The organism is Streptomyces albidus (ex Kaewkla and Franco 2022) (assembly GCF_013870515.1).
Lineage (GTDB): Bacteria > Actinomycetota > Actinomycetes > Streptomycetales > Streptomycetaceae > Streptomyces > Streptomyces albidus.
Genome location: NZ_JACBXA010000143.1, coordinates 1 through 15,213 on the forward strand (window position 1 = coordinate 1; position 15,213 = coordinate 15,213).

The 15,213-nt window shown below is 70.1% G+C and carries 16 protein-coding genes; 5 read left to right on the top strand and 11 right to left on the bottom strand.

Translation table 11 applies throughout. From position 1 onward, the window contains the following. The 3 genes from H5J26_RS19775 to H5J26_RS19785 all read right to left on the bottom strand — a co-directional run. Window positions 1-409: alcohol dehydrogenase catalytic domain-containing protein (locus H5J26_RS19775; protein WP_181767242.1), on the bottom strand; the 409-nt coding region annotated here is incomplete at its 3' end. Further along, a complete protein-coding gene (locus H5J26_RS19780) occupies window positions 406-1,575 on the bottom strand; it encodes a mandelate racemase/muconate lactonizing enzyme family protein (protein WP_181767243.1) in 1,170 nt (389 codons plus the stop codon). The genes H5J26_RS19780 and H5J26_RS19775, both read right to left, overlap by 4 nt. A 236-nt stretch (window positions 1,576-1,811) precedes the next feature. Further along, window positions 1,812-2,771 carry a GDSL-type esterase/lipase family protein gene (locus H5J26_RS19785; protein ID WP_181767244.1) on the bottom strand — a complete coding sequence of 320 codons (960 nt, stop codon included), beginning with the start codon at window positions 2,769-2,771 and terminating at the stop codon, window positions 1,812-1,814. Between the two features lie 324 nt (window positions 2,772-3,095). On the opposite strand from H5J26_RS19785, the gene H5J26_RS19790 reads away from it, so the two are divergent. Then, window positions 3,096-3,590, top strand: a complete 495-nt coding sequence (locus H5J26_RS19790; protein WP_181767245.1) for a DUF3145 domain-containing protein — start codon at window positions 3,096-3,098, stop codon at window positions 3,588-3,590. 27 nt (window positions 3,591-3,617) lie between these two features. Next, window positions 3,618-4,511 (top strand): NAD(P)-dependent oxidoreductase, encoded by an 894-nt coding sequence (locus tag H5J26_RS19795; RefSeq protein ID WP_181767246.1) that lies wholly within the window; start codon window positions 3,618-3,620, stop codon window positions 4,509-4,511. A gap of 91 nt (window positions 4,512-4,602) precedes the next feature. Here the strand turns inward: H5J26_RS19795 and fabF are convergent, their stop codons facing one another. The 5 genes from fabF to H5J26_RS19820 form a co-directional block, all read right to left on the bottom strand. Then, window positions 4,603-5,865 carry a beta-ketoacyl-ACP synthase II gene (fabF, locus tag H5J26_RS19800; RefSeq protein ID WP_181767247.1) on the bottom strand — a complete coding sequence of 421 codons (1,263 nt, stop codon included), beginning with the start codon at window positions 5,863-5,865 and terminating at the stop codon, window positions 4,603-4,605. Between the two features lie 111 nt (window positions 5,866-5,976). Then, window positions 5,977-6,225, bottom strand: a complete 249-nt coding sequence (locus tag H5J26_RS19805) for an acyl carrier protein (RefSeq protein ID WP_181767248.1) — start codon at window positions 6,223-6,225, stop codon at window positions 5,977-5,979. Between the two features lie 96 nt (window positions 6,226-6,321). Beyond that, complete coding sequence (locus H5J26_RS19810; RefSeq protein WP_181767249.1) at window positions 6,322-7,326, bottom strand: ketoacyl-ACP synthase III; 1,005 nt, start codon at window positions 7,324-7,326, stop codon at window positions 6,322-6,324. Between the two features lie 20 nt (window positions 7,327-7,346). After that, the gene (locus H5J26_RS19815; protein WP_181767250.1) at window positions 7,347-8,279 is read right to left on the bottom strand and encodes an ACP S-malonyltransferase; all 933 of its coding nucleotides are present in this window, start codon (window positions 8,277-8,279) and stop codon (window positions 7,347-7,349) included. Between the two features lie 101 nt (window positions 8,280-8,380). After that, complete coding sequence (locus H5J26_RS19820; protein ID WP_181767251.1) at window positions 8,381-9,598, bottom strand: PucR family transcriptional regulator; 1,218 nt, start codon at window positions 9,596-9,598, stop codon at window positions 8,381-8,383. Window positions 9,599-9,679: 81 nt separating this feature from the next. On the opposite strand from H5J26_RS19820, the gene H5J26_RS19825 reads away from it, so the two are divergent. Further along, window positions 9,680-10,405: a pirin family protein gene (locus H5J26_RS19825; protein WP_181767252.1), complete on the top strand. Its 726-nt coding sequence runs from the start codon at window positions 9,680-9,682 to the stop codon at window positions 10,403-10,405. Window positions 10,406-10,460: 55 nt separating this feature from the next. Here the strand turns inward: H5J26_RS19825 and H5J26_RS19830 are convergent, their stop codons facing one another. Next, complete coding sequence (locus H5J26_RS19830; RefSeq protein WP_181767253.1) at window positions 10,461-11,303, bottom strand: serine hydrolase domain-containing protein; 843 nt, start codon at window positions 11,301-11,303, stop codon at window positions 10,461-10,463. Window positions 11,304-11,384: 81 nt separating this feature from the next. Here H5J26_RS19830 and H5J26_RS19835 point away from each other — a divergent pair, with 81 nt between their 5' ends. Together H5J26_RS19835 and H5J26_RS19840 are read left to right on the top strand one after the other, a co-directional pair. Next, on the top strand, window positions 11,385-11,864 hold the full coding sequence (locus H5J26_RS19835) for a MerR family transcriptional regulator (protein WP_181767254.1): 480 nt from the start codon (window positions 11,385-11,387) through the stop codon (window positions 11,862-11,864). Next, window positions 11,861-12,901: an aldo/keto reductase gene (locus H5J26_RS19840; RefSeq protein ID WP_181767255.1), complete on the top strand. Its 1,041-nt coding sequence runs from the start codon at window positions 11,861-11,863 to the stop codon at window positions 12,899-12,901. The genes H5J26_RS19835 and H5J26_RS19840 overlap by 4 nt, the downstream gene beginning before the upstream one ends. Before the next feature lie 134 nt (window positions 12,902-13,035). On the opposite strand, the gene H5J26_RS19845 is transcribed toward H5J26_RS19840, so the two are convergent. After that, the gene (locus H5J26_RS19845; protein WP_181767256.1) at window positions 13,036-14,235 is read right to left on the bottom strand and encodes an alpha/beta hydrolase; all 1,200 of its coding nucleotides are present in this window, start codon (window positions 14,233-14,235) and stop codon (window positions 13,036-13,038) included. 219 nt (window positions 14,236-14,454) lie between these two features. Further along, window positions 14,455-15,138, bottom strand: coding sequence for a response regulator (locus tag H5J26_RS19850; RefSeq protein ID WP_181767257.1), 684 nt, complete (start codon window positions 15,136-15,138; stop codon window positions 14,455-14,457). Window positions 15,139-15,213 lie beyond the last annotated feature (75 nt).

Sequence of the window (15,213 nt, forward strand, 5' to 3'; positions counted from 1 at the left end):
GCAGCCGTGCGGGCAGCACGAGCGCGTCGGCGAAGGCGCCGGGCCGGGTGAATCCCGTCTCCTCGTATCCGCTGGTGCACAGACTCGTCGCCCCTTCTCGGCAGCGTTCGCAGCGCAGACAGGCACGGAAGCCCTCGGCGACGGTCTTGCGGCCGAGGAGTTGCGGGTCGACGCCCTCACCGACGGCGTCGACCGTGCCCGACCACTCGTGGCCGGGAGTGACGGGGTAACGGACGTAGTCGGCGGGCCGGGTCCCGTCGTAGACCTCGCGGTCGCTGGCACAGATGCCCGCCGCGTGGACGGCGACGCGCACCTCGCCCGGCCCGGGCTCGGCCCGCGGGCCGGTGACGAGGCGGTGCTCGCCGGGCTTGTCGATGACGACGGCCCGTGCGACGGAGGGGCCGGTCATGCGTGCCCCCCTTGCCCGCTCTGCGGGGCACGCTTCTCCCAGCCCTCTGCCCACAGGTCGAAACGGGCCTGCTGCTGCGGGAACTCGGCAGCGGCGTCGGTGTCCAGTTCAACGCCGAGTCCGGGTGCGGTGGGGAGCTCGAAGTAGCCGTCGACGACCTCGGGAGCTCCCCTGACGACCTTCTTGATCTCGGCGTCCGCGAAGTCGTTGAAGTGTTCGAGGATCTTGAAGTTGGGTGTGCAGCCCGCCAGTTGGAGTGAGGCGGACGTGAGCACCGGACCGCCGACGTTGTGCGGGGCGATCAGCATGTAGTGCGTCTCGGCCGTGGCCGCGAGCTTGCGTGCCTCCAGGATTCCGCCGATGTGGCCGACGTCGGGCTGGATGATGTCGACGGCCTGCGACTCGAAGAGTTCGCGGAACTCGATGCGGTCGTGGATGCGTTCGCCCGTCGCCACCGGCAGCTCGACCCTCTCCGCGACCTTTGCCAGCGCCTTGAGGTTCTCCGGCGGCACCGGCTCCTCCAGCCACGCCGGAGTGAACGGCGCCATCTCGCGGGCCAGCCGCACGGCGGTCGAGGGACTGAAGCGCCCGTGCATCTCCAGCATCAGTTCGGTCTCCGGGCCGATCGCGTCGCGTACGGCCTCGATCAGCGACACCGCGTAGCTCGTCCCGGCGTGATCCAGCTCGAAGTGGCCTGTCCCGAACGGATCGATCTTCAGGGCCCGATAGCCACGCTCGACGACCGCCTGTGCCGCCTTGTAGTACGCCTCCGGCGTGCGCTCGGTCGTGTACCAGCCGTTGGCGTACGCCTTGACCCGGTCGGTGACCTTCCCTCCCAGCAACTGCCAGACGGGGACGCCCAGTGCCTTGCCCTTGATGTCCCAGCAGGCCATCTCCACGCAGGCGATGCCGGACATCACGATCTCCCCGGCACGGCCGTAGTCGCCGTACTTCATCCGCCGCACCAGGTCCTCGACGGCGAACGGATCCGATCCGGAGATGTGGTTGGCCTCCGCCTCACGGAGGTAGCCCACGAGTGCGTCGGTGCGGCCGAGCATCCGTGTCTCACCGATTCCGGTGAGGCCCTCATCGGTGTGAACCTGGACGTAGGTGAGGTTCCGCCAGGGAGTACCGACGACATGGGTGCTGATTCCGGTGATGCGCACGCAATTGACCCTTCACACATTCGCTGTTCGAGATTTCGTTCTACGTTCGAAATGCTGACGCGAATGTATTGACGCGGCCGGAGTGCCGTCAATGGGTGGTGCACCGGTTCTTTCGGGACCGCACACGCCGAACGTTCAGGAACGCACAGGAACACTCGTCCCCTGGCGCCGGAGGACGCCCCGAAGTCCCAGGGCGTGTCCGCAAGGTCCCGCCTGGGTCGCGGGGTCCGGCACGCCTAGCCGGAGTGGCTCTCGTGCCGCGCGGTGATACCGCGGTAGGCGAGGTCGGCGAGCTTGCGCTGCCCGACCTTGCTGGGGTGGAACCAGTCCCAGCGGCTCAGCTCGGCCTTGGTGAAGCGGTAGTCGAAGACGGCGCCGCCGTCGTAGCGGCAGCGCAGCATCCTCGCGCACTCCTCCTTCAGTACGGCGTTGTACGCGACGACCCGCTCGTGGACCTCCTGCCGGCGGTCCTGGGAGGCCTGGGTCATCGACTTGGGATCGCGCAGCATCGACTGGCAGATTCCCAGACCCCAGACCTTCTCCCCCCAGGGATCGCCACGGCCCTGGGACCACAGGCGCTTGATGTCGGGCACGCTCAAGACGTACACGTGCGCCTTCGGCCGCGCCTTCTTCAGCGTGTGCAGCGCCGTACGGAAGTCCGCCCGGAAGTCCTCGGTCGGGGTCATCTGCGCGGGGGTGGGCATGCAGGCGTCGTTCGCGCCCGCCAGCACGGTCACCAACTCCGGGTCGTGCTGCGCCGCGCGCTCCATCTGGGCGGGCAGATCGGCCATCAGGGAGCCGCTCACTGCGTGGTTCCAGCTGTTCTTCGAGGGGGCGTCCTTGATGAGCCGGCCCGCGAGGCTCTCCACCTCGGAGTCGGTGCCGGTGACCCACGAGGCGCGGGCGCAGTCGGCCAGCAGTGAACAGGCGTCGAAACCCTGGGTGATGGAGTCGCCGACGGCGGCGATGGAAGCGGGATGCCGGTCCCACGGCCGGGTGGGAGAGGGCGAGGGGCGTGCGGCGTCGGGGGTGCGCTGCCCCGTGTCGCCCCCGCTCCCACTGCCGCACGAGGCGGCGAGGGCGAGGCCGCCGATGAGCATGACGGCGAAGGCGATGACGGCCACGGCTCGCCGACGACGGTTTATCCCGCCGCCGAACGTGTCACCGGCCCCCGCGGCCCGACGGCTCTCCGGCATCTGCCCCCTCATCTCCCCGCTGTCCGTCCGACGGTACGTCACTCGGTGTGCATCGGTGCGCGATAGCTTTGACCCGTGCTCGCTCACGGGATCCCCGCTGTGCTGGGGATGTGGGCGTTCATTCAGAGACAGCCGAATATTACACCGCGTCACCTCATGTCCCTTTCGGGGAGAATTGGTGCCAATGGTGTTTACTATTCGTAACCTCGGCACTGATTGACGAAGTGACCGGTGGTGCAGGACGTCAGGCGCCGGCCCGGCGCGTGACCGGCAGTAGTCAAGGCAGTCGGCGAGGACGCCCCTCGAACCGCACTGGAGGTCCCGGTGACGACACGTGGAGTTCTGTACGTGCATTCAGCGCCCCGAGCGCTGTGCCCGCACGTCGAGTGGGCCGTGGCAGGGGTCCTCGGCGCCCGCGTCAATCTCGACTGGATCAGACAGCCGGCTTCCCCGGGCACTTGGCGTGCGGAGTTCTCCTGGCAGGGCGACCCCGGCACCGGCTCCAAACTCGCCTCGGCGCTGCGCGGCTGGCACCTCCTCCGGTTCGAGGTGACCTCCGAGCCCTGCCCCACGGCGGAGGGCGAGCGCTACAGCTCCACTCCCGAACTCGGCATCTTCCACGCCGTCACCGGCATGCACGGTGACATCCTCATCCCCGAGGACCGGCTCCGCGCCGCGCTGGACCGGGCCTCCCGTGGTGAGAGCCAACTCGAAGCGGAATTGGCCAAGTTGCTCGGCAAGCCGTGGGACGACGAGCTGGAGCCCTTCCGCTACGCAGGTGAAGGCGCACCGGTGCGCTGGCTGCACCAGGTGGTCTGACTCCGCTTCCTGCCCTAGTTTGCCTGCATGGCTGACGGAATCTCAGTAGCTGTTCTCGGCACGGGGATCATGGGTGCCGCCATGGCACGCAACCTCTGCCGCGCCGGGCTCGACGTACGCGTATGGAACCGCACCCGCGCGAAAGCGGAACCTCTGGCCGACGACGGCGCCCGCGTCGCCGAGAGTCCGCGCGAGGCGGTGGAAGGCGCCGACGTCGTGCTGACGATGCTGTTCGACGCGGAGGCCACCTCGACGACCGTGCGCGCCGCCGCACCCGGGCTGCGTCCGGGCATGGTGTGGCTGCAGTGCACCACCGCCGGGCTCGAGGGCCTGGAACCCCTGGCCGAGCTGGCCCGTGAGTACCAGCTCACCTTCATCGACTCCCCTGTCCTGGGCACCAGGCAGCCCGCGGAGGCGGGCAAGCTGCTGGTGCTGGCGTCCGGACCCTCCAGCGAGCGGACGGGGCTGGCGCCCGTGCTGGACGCGATCGGCGCCCGTACGGTCTGGGTGAGCGAGGAGCCCGGTGCGGCGACCCGGCTCAAACTCGTCTGCAACAGCTGGGTGCTGACCGTCACTCACGGTGCCGCGGAGGCCATGGCGTTGGCCGACGGGCTGGGCGTGGACCCGCAGAACTTCCTCGACGCCATCGAAGGCGGCACGCTCGACATGGGATACCTGCGGATCAAGGCGGAGGCCATCCGGTCGAGGGACCTCACGCCGAGCTTCTCGGTGAGCACGGCGGAGAAGGACGCGGGGCTCATCGTCGAGGCGGGCCGAGGAGCGGGCGTGCAGCTCGATGTGGCAGCCGCGGGGGCGGAGCGCTTTCGGCGCGCCGCCGAGCAGGGCCACGCCGAAGAGGACATGGCCGCCTCGTACTTCGCGAGCTTCCCCGCCGATGAAGGCAACGCGGGCGGCGCCTGACGCGGTGACGACGTGGCCCGGTTCGGGACACAGGCGTGTGGGGCAGCCCCCGAAGGAGCTGCCCCACACGTGTGCCTCGCGTCAGCCGGGATCAGACCGTGCGGAAGGCCAGCACGACGTTGTGACCGCCGAAGCCGAAGGAGTTGTTCAGCGCGGCGATCGTGCCCTCGGGGAGGGTACGGGCCTCACCGCGGACGATGTCGGCGTCCGCCTCCGGGTCGAGGTTCACGAGGTTGATCGTCGGCGGTGCCGTGCGGTGCTTCAGGGCGAGGATCGAGGCGACCGACTCGATACCGCCCGCACCGCCGAGCAGGTGGCCCGTCATCGACTTCGTGCCGGAGATGGCCATGTGGTCGACGTCGTCGCCGAAGACCTTCCGCAGGGCCTTCAGCTCCGCGATGTCACCCAACGGGGTGGACGTCGCGTGCGCGTTGATGTGCATGACCTCGGACGGCTTGAGGTCGGTGTGCTCGATCAGGTTCTGGAGGGCGAGCGCGATGCCGTTGCCGCTGGGCTCGGGCTGCGTGATGTGGTGGCTGTCGGCCGAGATGCCCTGGCCGATGGCCTCCGCGTAGATCCGCGCCCCGCGCTTCTTGGCGTGCTCCGCCGACTCCAGCACGATGACGCCCGCGCCCTCACCCATCACGAAGCCGTTGCGGTCGGCGTCGTACGGGCGCGAGGCGGCTTCCGGATGGTCGTTGTCCTTCGACATCGCCATCATGTTGCCGAAGGCCACGATCGGCAGCGGGTGTATGGCCGCCTCGGTGCCGCCGGCGACGACGACGTCCGCACGGCCCGTGCGGATCATCTCCACCGCGTACCCGATCGCCTCCGAGCCGGAGGCGCAGGCGCTGACCGGGGTGTGCACGCCTGCGCGCGCGTTGACCTCCAGGCCGACGTTCGCGCTGGGGCTGTTCGGCATCAGCATCGGGACCGTGTGCGGCGAGACGCGGCGGACGCCCTTCTCGCGCAGCACGTCGTACTGGCCGAGCAGCGTGGTGACACCGCCGATGCCCGAGGCGACGACCGCCCCGAGACGGTCGGGGGAGACGCTCGCGTCCTCACCGGCCTTCGCGGTGAAGCCCGCGTCAGCCCATGCCTCGCGAGTCGCGACCAAGGCGAACTGCGCCGACCGGTCGAGCTTGCGTGCCTGCGGCCGCGGGATGATCTCGGTGGGTTCCACTGCGATCTCGGCGGCGATCCGGACGGGCAGTTCCGCCGCCCAGTCGTGGGTGAGAGGGCCGACTCCGGAACGTCCGGCGATCAGACCTTCCCAGGTGGATGCGCTGTCGCCACCCAGCGGTGTGGTTGCGCCGATACCGGTGACGACCACGGAGTGATGGGTCGTATTCACTGGATTACTGTCTCCACTGGTAGAGGGTGAGCCGTGCGGACCACCTCACCGGCGCCCCGGGATTCCTCCCGTGGCGCACGGCGGATGGCGACAAACGCGTGGGCGGTCGTCTCAGCTCTGGTTCTTGAGGATGTAGTCGGTCGCGTCGCCGACGGTCTTGAGGTTCTTCACGTCGTCGTCCGGGATCTTGACGCTGAAGCGCTCCTCGGCGGCGACGACGACCTCGACCATGGACAGCGAGTCGACGTCCAGGTCGTCGGTGAAGGACTTGTCCCTCTGGACGTCCTCGGTGGGGATGCCGGCGATCTCGTTGACGATCTCGGCGAGACCCGCGACGATCTCTTCCTGCGTGGCGGCCATGTCGGCGCTCCTTCGGTGTTCTTCGGGTCCTGTGTGTGTCTTGAGGTGAATCGCCACACCCTGCCGCACGGCGCTGTACGGCTGTGTGGATCTTGACTAGGGGAGGGTAACGACCGTTGCTGCGTAGACGAGACCTGCCCCGAAGCCGATGACGAGCGCGGTGTCGCCGCTCTTCGCTTGCCCGGTCGCCAGCATCCGCTCCATTGCGAGCGGAATCGAGGCGGCCGAGGTGTTGCCGGTGGTTTCCACGTCGCGGGCGACCGCGACGTGCTCCGGCAGTTTGAGGGTCTTCACCATCGAGTCGATGATCCGCATGTTGGCCTGGTGCGGAATGAAGACGTCCAGGTCCGCCGGTGAGACTCCGGCGGCTTCGAGGGCCTGGTTGGCGACCTTGGCCATCTCGTAGACGGCCCAGCGGAAGACGGTCTGGCCCTCCTGGCGGATGGCCGGGAACTTCTCCACCACGCCCTCGCGGTAGGCGTCCCAGGGCACGGTCTGGCTGATGACGTCCGCCTTGTCGCCCTCCGAGCCCCACACGCTCGGGCCGATGCCCGGCTCCGTGGCGGGGCCGACGACGACCGCGCCCGCACCGTCCCCGAAGAGGAAGGCGGTGGAGCGGTCCGTCAGGTCGGTGAGGTCCGAGAGGCGCTCGGCGCCGACGACGAGGACGTGTCCGGCGCTGCCGTCGACGATCATGCCCTTGGCGATCGTGAGGCCGTAACCGAAACCCGCACAGCCCGCGTTGATGTCGAAGGCGGCGGCCTTGCCGGCGCCCATGCGGTCCGCGATCTCGGTGGCGATGGACGGGGTCTGCTTGAAGTGGGACACGGTCGAGATGACCACCGCGTCGACCTGCTGCGGCGTGATGCCCGCGTCCGCGACGGCCTTGCCCGCGGCTGCCAGCGTCATCTCGGCGATGGTCTCGTCGGGGCCGGCCCAGTGCCGGGTCGCGATGCCGGAGCGCGAGCGGATCCACTCGTCGGAGGACTCGATGTGCTTGAGGATCTCCTCGTTCGGCACGACACGGGTCGGGCGGTAGCCGCCGACGCCGAGGATGCGGGCGTACGGAGAACCCTTGGCGGGCTTGATCTTCGCGGTCATGCTCTCGAGCTCCTTGTGGCTCAGGCGGTCTGCGCGTGCTCGGCGATCAGCTCGCGTGCCGCGTCGAGATCATCGGGTGTCTTCAGCGCCAGGGTGCGTACGCCGGGGAGGGCGCGCTTGGCCAGGCCCGTGAGGGTGCCGCCGGGGCAGACCTCGATCAGGGCGGTGACGCCCAACTGCTGGAAGGCCTCCATGCACAGGTCCCAACGCACGGAAGCCGAGATCTGGTTGACCAGCCGCTGGACGACCTGCCGGCCTTCGGCGACCGCGGTGCCGTCCAGGTTGGAGATGTACGGCAGCGTCGGGTCGTGGACTTCGGCGTCCTCGACGGCGGCGGCGAGGACGTCCACAGCGGGTGCCATGTGTTCGGTGTGGAAGGCGCCGGCGACCTTCAGCGGCACGACCCTCGCCTTCTCGGGCTTGTCGGCCGTCAGCGCCGCCAACTGCTCGGCTGTGCCTGCCGCGACGATCTGGCCGGCGCCGTTGATGTTGGCCGCCGTCAGGCCGAGGCCCTTCAAGTGGGCCGTCACGGCTTCCTGTTCGCCGCCCATCACGGCGGACATGCCGGTGTCGGTGACGGCGGCGGCCTCGGCCATGGCGCGGCCTCGTGCCCGTACGAGCGTCATGGCGTCCATGGGTGACAGCACGCCTGCGATCGAGGCGGCGGCCAGTTCACCCACGCTGTGTCCCGCCACGGCGCCGAACTGCCGGGCCGGGTCGCGGCCCTCCAGCAGTGCGTCCGCAGAGATCAGACTCGCGGCGACGAGCAGCGGTTGTGCCACTGCTGTGTCGCGGATGTCGTCCGCGTCGGCTTCGGTGCCGTAGTGGACGAGATCCATGCCGATGGCGGCCGACCACTCCGCGATCCGGTCGGTGACGCCGGGGAGTTCGAGCCAGGGAGTCAGGAGGCCGGGCTTCTGTGAGCCCTGGCCGGGAGCGACGAGTACGAGCACTCTTTCACTCTCTCTTGTCTGCCATGGTCCGCGCCGGTACGGAGCGGTACGAAGAACCGGGGGGCAAATTGTCGAGCTCCCACAAACAAGCCCTTACAAGGCTAGGGCTGGCTCCCGAAGTCCGTGAGACGCCCCAGAATCAGAGCGATACGCAGCGTGAAGGCCGACCGGACATCGGAGGGTGACCACCCGGTGACGTCCGTCACACGTCGCAGCCGGTAGCGCACGGTGTTGGGGTGTACGAACAGCATTCGTGCCGCACCTTCGAGGCTACTCGCCTGCTCCAGATAAACGCTCAGCGTCTCCAGGAGGGCGGAGCCCGCTTCTTCGAGCGGTCTGTAGATCTCCTCCACCAAGAGGTCGCGTGCGGTGGGGTCTCCGGCCATCGCGCGCTCCGGCAGCAGGTCGTCCGCGAGCACCGGCCGCGGAGCGTCCTGCCACGCCGCGCAGGCGCGGAGTCCCGCCGCGGCGGCCTGTGCGGAGCCGGTCGCCGACAGCAGGTCGGCGACGACGGGCCCTGCCACCACGGGGCCGGGGGCGAAGGGCCCGATAAGGGACTTCGCCGCGCGGAGAGGGTCGTCGGAGCCGCCGGCCACCACGACGAGGCGGTTGCCCAGCACGCCTGTGAGCACCTGCAACTTCGCGTGGCGCGCGGCTCGTCGTATGGCTTCGACCGTCAACTCGCTGTCCCCGTCCGGGGCCGTGCCGAGGACGACGGCGACGTGCTCGGGCGAATTCCAGCCGAGCGCGGCGGCACGCGAGACCGCGCCCTCGTCCGCCTCGCCGGAGAGCACGGCGTTGACCACCAGTGACTCCAGCCGCGCGTCCCACGCTCCGCGGGCCTCCGCCGCCTGTGCGTAGACCTGGGCGGTGGCGAAGGCGATCTCGCGGGCGTAGACCAGCAGCGCCTCGCGCAGCGCCGACTCGTCGCCGGGTGCGGCGACCTCGTCGATCGCCGTCTCCACGACCTCGATGGTCGTACGCACCAACTCCACGGTCTGGCGCAGAGTGATGGCGCGGGTCAGCTCACGAGGGGCCGTGCCGAAGACGTCGGTGCTGATGGCCTGGGGCGTCTCCGGGTGCCGGAACCACTCGGTGAAGGCGGCGATGCCCGCCTGGGCGACGAGCCCGATCCACGAGCGGTTCTCCGGCGGCATCGCGCGGTACCACGGCAACTGCTCGTCCATGCGCGTGATCGCGGCGGCGGCGAGCTTGCCGGACGACTGCTCCAGGCGCCGCAGGGTGGCGCTGTGCGGGTGCTCGGGCCGTTCCGGGCGGTCGTCGGGTGGGTTCGCGGAGGGATCTGTGGATTCGGGCACGTGCCAAGCCTGCCTCATCGGACGGCGGCCGTGGGGGCGGGGGCGCTCCTGCCCAGGCGCGAAGCCGTTTACCGTGGGCACATGCTTCACGTGTGGCGGGCGGACGACCGGTATCGCGGCGGTGACGCGGCGGCAGGGATCGACACCCGTCACGCCTTCTCCTTCTCGGGCTTCTACGACCCGGACAACGTCGGCTTCGGGCAGCTCGTGGCCTGCAACGAGGAACGGCTCGCCCCCGGTGCGGGCTTCCCGGAACACCCCCACCGGGACGTCGAGATCGTGACGTGGGTCGTCGAGGGCGAGCTGGAACACCTCGACTCGACGGGGAAGTCGTCGCGGGTGCGCGCGGGAGACGTGCAGCGGATGGGCGCGGGCAGCGGCGTACGGCACGTCGAACGCAACGCAGGGGACGAACCACTGCAATTCGTGCAGATGTGGCTCGTCCCCGGAACCGGCGGCGACCAGGGCCCGGACAGCCGTGAACCGGAGTACGAGGTGGTCCACGGCATCGCCGACGGCACGCCCTTCGCGGTGCCCAACACCGAGGCTGTGCTGCATGTGCGGCGGCTGGCGGAGGGCGAGCGCACCGCCGTGCCGGACGCCGCGTGGGTGTACGTGCACGTGGTCCGCGGAGCGGCCCGGATCGGTTCGGGGTCAGCCGGCGGCGGTGCCGTCCCCGGCGAGGAACGGCTCGAGGCCGGCGACGCCGCCCGTATCACCGACGCCCGGGACCTGGAGGCGCGCGGCGTCGACGGCCCGGTTGAACTGCTGATGTGGGAGATGCACGCGGAGCCCGGCTACGGCTGACGGGCTCCGCGCCGGTGCGGTCCGGTCGTGGCTTCCGGTGCGCGCGATGCGCCGGTCACGCCCCGCGCAACTCGGCGAGCACCGCGTCCGTGAACGGCGGCCAGGCGTCGATGGCCCACTGCCCGAAGTCCCGGTCCGCGAGCGCGGCGCAGGCGGCACCGGCTTCCGGGTCCACCCAGAGGAACGTGCCCGACTGGCCGAAGTGCCCGAACGTGCGGGGCGAGGATGAACTCCCCGTCCAGTGCGGCGACTTGCCGTCCCTGATCTCGAAGCCGAGGCCCCAGTCGTTGGGCGACTGGTTGCCGTAACCCGGCAGAACTCCCTTGAGCCCGGGGAAGGCCACGGACGTCGCCGCCTCCAGGGTCGAGGGGGACAGCAGCCGTGGTGCGAGCAGTTCGGCAGCGAAACGGGAGAGGTCGTCGGCGTTGGAGACCCCGTCCTTGGCGGGTGAACCGGGCAGTTCCGTCGCGGTCATGCCCAGCGGCGCGAGCACGGCCTCGTGGAGGTACTGCGGGAACGGGATCTCGGTGACCTTCGCGAGGTGGTCGCCGAGTGCTTCGAATCCGGCGTTGGAATATATGCGGCGCGTGCCCGGCTCGGCCATCGGACGGTCCTCCTCGAAGGCCAGTCCGGAGGTGTGGGCGAGGAGGTGCCGGACCGTCGAACCCGCCGGACCCGCGGGCTCGTCCAGCTCCACGGCGCCCTCCTCCACCGCGATCAGCGTCGCGTAGGCGGTGAGCGGCTTGGTGACGGAGGCGAGCGCGAACCGGTGGCCGGTGGGGCCGTGGCTGCCGGTGACGACGGGGGTCCCCTCGCCGGTGGAGGCGTCCGTCCGTGAGACGACGACGGCCGCAGCGGTCGGCACCGGCCAGTTCTCGATCATGCGCAGGCTGTCCATGGCTCCCGAGCGTAACGCGAGGCGAATTGGCCGGATCTTTGCGCTTGCTTGGAGTGCACTCCAAGTTCGTAGCGTTCACTTATGACTGTGACGGAGACGGAAACAGCGGACGAAGCAGTCGAACCGGACGTGTGCACGACCGGAGAGGCGCCGCACCCCCAGCCGGACGGACGGGACCGCTACACGATCAGCGAGGTCGCCGCGATCTGCGGGCTGAGCGCACACACTCTGCGCTGGTACGAGCGGATCGGCCTGATGCCTCATGTCGACCGCTCCCACACGGGCCAGCGCCGGTTCACCAACAGGGACCTCGACTGGCTGGGCCTGGTCGGCAAGTTGCGGTTGACGGGCATGCCGGTCGCGGACATGGTCCGCTACGCCGAACTCGTACGCGAGGGCGACCACACCTTCCCCGAGCGGCACCAACTGCTCGTGACGACGCGCGAGGACGTACGGCACCGGATCGCCGAGCTGCAGGAGACCCTCGCGGTACTCGACTTCAAGATCGACACCTACGCGGCGGCACGCCGGCTGCCGGAACGCCCTGAGAGGACTGCATGAGCACGGACGCGCACGACGGAGAGAGGATCAGCACGGCACGGCTGGGCGCGAACGGCCCGGAGGTGGGCGTGCAGGGCCTGGGCTGCATGGGCATGAGCTTCGCCTACGGACCCACGGATGCCGACGAGGCGCTGGCGACGCTGGAACGCGCTCTGGAGCTGGGGGTCACGCTCTACGACACCGCGGACGTGTACGGAGCAGAAGCAGGGGAGAACGAGAAGTTCATCTCGCAGTTCGTACGGGCACACCGCGACGAGATCACCCTGGCCACGAAGTTCTCGATGAGCCGCGACCTGTCCGATCCGACGAGGCGCTCCATCCGCAACGACCGTCCGTACATGCGGCAGTGCGTCGAGGACAGCCTGCGGCGCCTCGGCGTCGACGAGATCGACCTCTACTACATGCACCGGCGCGATGTGAGCGTCCCCATGGAGGAGACGGCCGGAGCCATGGCGGAGCTGGTGCGCGAGGGGAAGGTCAGGCACCTGGGGCTGAGCGAGGTGACGGCGGACGAACTGCGCACCGCCCACGCCGTCCATCCCATCGCCGCTCTGCAGTCGGAGTGGTCGCTCTTCAGCCGCGACGTCGAGGGCAGCGTGGCGGACACCGCCCGCGAACTCGGTGTCGCCTTCGTGCCCTACTCGCCGCTCGGCCGCGGGTTCCTGACCGGCTCCTTCGCCGACGCCGAGAAGGAGCTCACCAGCGACGACTTCCGCCGCCAGCAGCCCCGCTTCACCGGTGACAACGCGGTGGCCAACGTGGCACTGCTGGCTCCCGTGCGGCAGGTCGCCGACGCGCACGGAGCGACGCTCGGACAGATCGCGCTGGCGTGGGTGCAGCAGCGCGCGCGGGTGCACAAGGGGCTGACAGTCGTGCCGATCCCCGGCACCCGCAAGCGCAGCAGGATCGAGGAGAACACGGCGTCCACGCGCATCGAACTCTCCGACGAGGAACTGGCGTTGCTGGAACCCATCGCGTCACGCGTCGCCGGGGAGCGCTACGCCGACATGTCCTTCACCTCGGCCGGACGGGCCTGATTCCCGGACTCGGCCGTCGGTGATGCTCCCCGGCGGCCCCGGCCGTCGGTGATGCTCCCCGCGTGACGGGCGGCATGTGCCGGAGTGCGGTGAGTCCGCGCCGGTCACAGGCCGCTTCCGGTGTGCGGGCGGCGTCAGGACGAGACGCCGTTCGCGCACTGCTGCGAACGTGCGGCACAGTGCACCGCCTCGTACGAACCGAGGGTGATCGCCGCGAAGTTGGCTCGTGAGTCCGTACCCGGTTCGAGGTACCCGGTGTGACCGTCGGCGCGCACCGAGGAGACCACGCGGGCACCGAAGTCGTCAGCTGCGGGATCGGCGCCGTGTCCGAGGCCGAGGAACTGGACGTTGGGCACCCTGGCGATCCAGTCACCCGCGTCGCGGGCCGCCCACACCCGTAGCCGGGTGCCCAGCCTGGCCGCGGAGTCGGCGTGCATGCCCGGCGAACCGAAGACGACGAGGTCAGCCGCATCGTGACGGGTCAGCTTGTGAGCCGCCTTGCCGCACACGACCGAGCCGTAGCTGTGGCACAGGAGCGTCGGCGCGGGGACTCCGGGCTGTGCGGCCAGGCCGTGCAGGAACCTCTCCAGACGGGGCGCTCCCGCATCGGAGAGACGGGCGGTGGCCGCATCGGGCCCGAGCCCGACGGGAGTGGTGTAGCCGACCCAGGCGATGACGGCCGTACGCGTCCCGGCTTTCGCTTCCGCCATGCCGTCCCGCAGCGACTGAGCCATGCCGGCGGGCGTCCCGTACTTGTTCGCGCCCTTGCTGTCGAAGGTGGCCAGGTCGATGTCGGAGCCCGGCACGACCACGGCCGTGCGCTGCGCCGCGGCCAGATTCCCGTACACCTCGGCCACTTGGCCGCGGCCCCGCGGATCGAAGGCGAGGATCTGCCGCCCCCGGACGAGGAGTTGGGCGTACCGCGCTGCTTTCGAGTGAGCCTGCCGGCGGTCCTGGGAGGTGAGCGCGGCGTCGCGTGCGCGTGACTGATGACGGGTCAGTTCGGCACGGAGGGCCCGCCGGTTGGCCGCGTACCGCAGGGAGACGGGTGCGCCGTCGAGGTTGCCCGCGACCAGCGGATGCCGTCGCACCAGGGCTTGCTGCCGATGCGGGGTGAGGCCGGAGAAGAAGGCGGCGACCTGATCCGGGCGGGCCTTCTCCGGGTCGGGGAGCGTACGTCCCAGCGCGCTGGTGTCGGCACGCCAGGATGCGGCACCGGGGGGCGGTCCGGTGACGGCGGTCTGCTGAGAGCCGGCGGCCCAGCCGGCGGTGGCGGCGATGACGGTACCGGTGAGTGCGGCTGCGGTCATGGCCCGCTTCAGGCGACGCTTCATCCCGGTGCTCCCTCCAGCAGCCGCCGGAGGGTCCGGGGCCCGATGGGAGGAGAGTCGGCCGGGAGTCTGCGTGCCCGCGTCACACCGCGGAGCCAACTCCCCTGTGATACCGGGGTAGTGGGTCACCCTCCCTGAGGAGGAGGCCGCCGGACGGGGGCGCCGGGGATCTCAACTGGAGGGCACGCGGCCGCACTCGGAGTCACGGCTGCCGAGGTGGGTTCAGCCTTCGCCGGGGGAGATCAGGCCCGACTCGTAGGCGAAGATCACGGCCTGTGCGCGGTCGCGCAGCCGGAGCTTGGTGAAGATGCGGCTCACGTGCGTCTTGACGGTCTGTTCGGCGAGGACGAGGGAGTCGGCGATCTCGCTGTTGGACCGGCCCCGTGCCAGCAGTTCCAGCACCTCGGTCTCCCGGTCGGTGAGGCCGTTCAGCTGGAGGTTGCGTGACGCGCGCGGTGCGGGCCGCTGACGGGCGAAGTCCGCGATGAGGCGCCGTGTGACGGAGGGCGCGAGCAGGGCCTCGCCCTCGGCCACGATGCGTACGGCCGCGATGAGGTCCGCCGGCGGAGCGTCCTTGAGCAGGAAACCGCTGGCTCCGGCGCGCAGCGCTTCGTACACGTAGTCGTCGACGTCGAAGGTCGTCAGCATCAGTACGCGCGGACGGTGCGCACTGCCGCCCGCGGAGCCGGGGTCCAGCAGCTTCCGAGCGGCCTCCAGCCCGTCCATCTCGGGCATGCGGACATCCATCAGGACCACGTCCGGATGCGTACGGCGGCACAGGTCGACTCCCTGCGCGCCGTCCGGCGCCTCGCCCACCACGTCGATGTCCGACTGCGCGGAGAGGAGCGCGGCGAAGCCCGCCCGGACCATGGCCTGGTCGTCGACGATGATCACGCGGGTGGTCATGAAGGGGAGGAGTCCTTCCCGGTCGGTGGCGCGGGGAAGCGGGGGAGCCGTGCGGCGACGCGGAAGCCGCCGTCG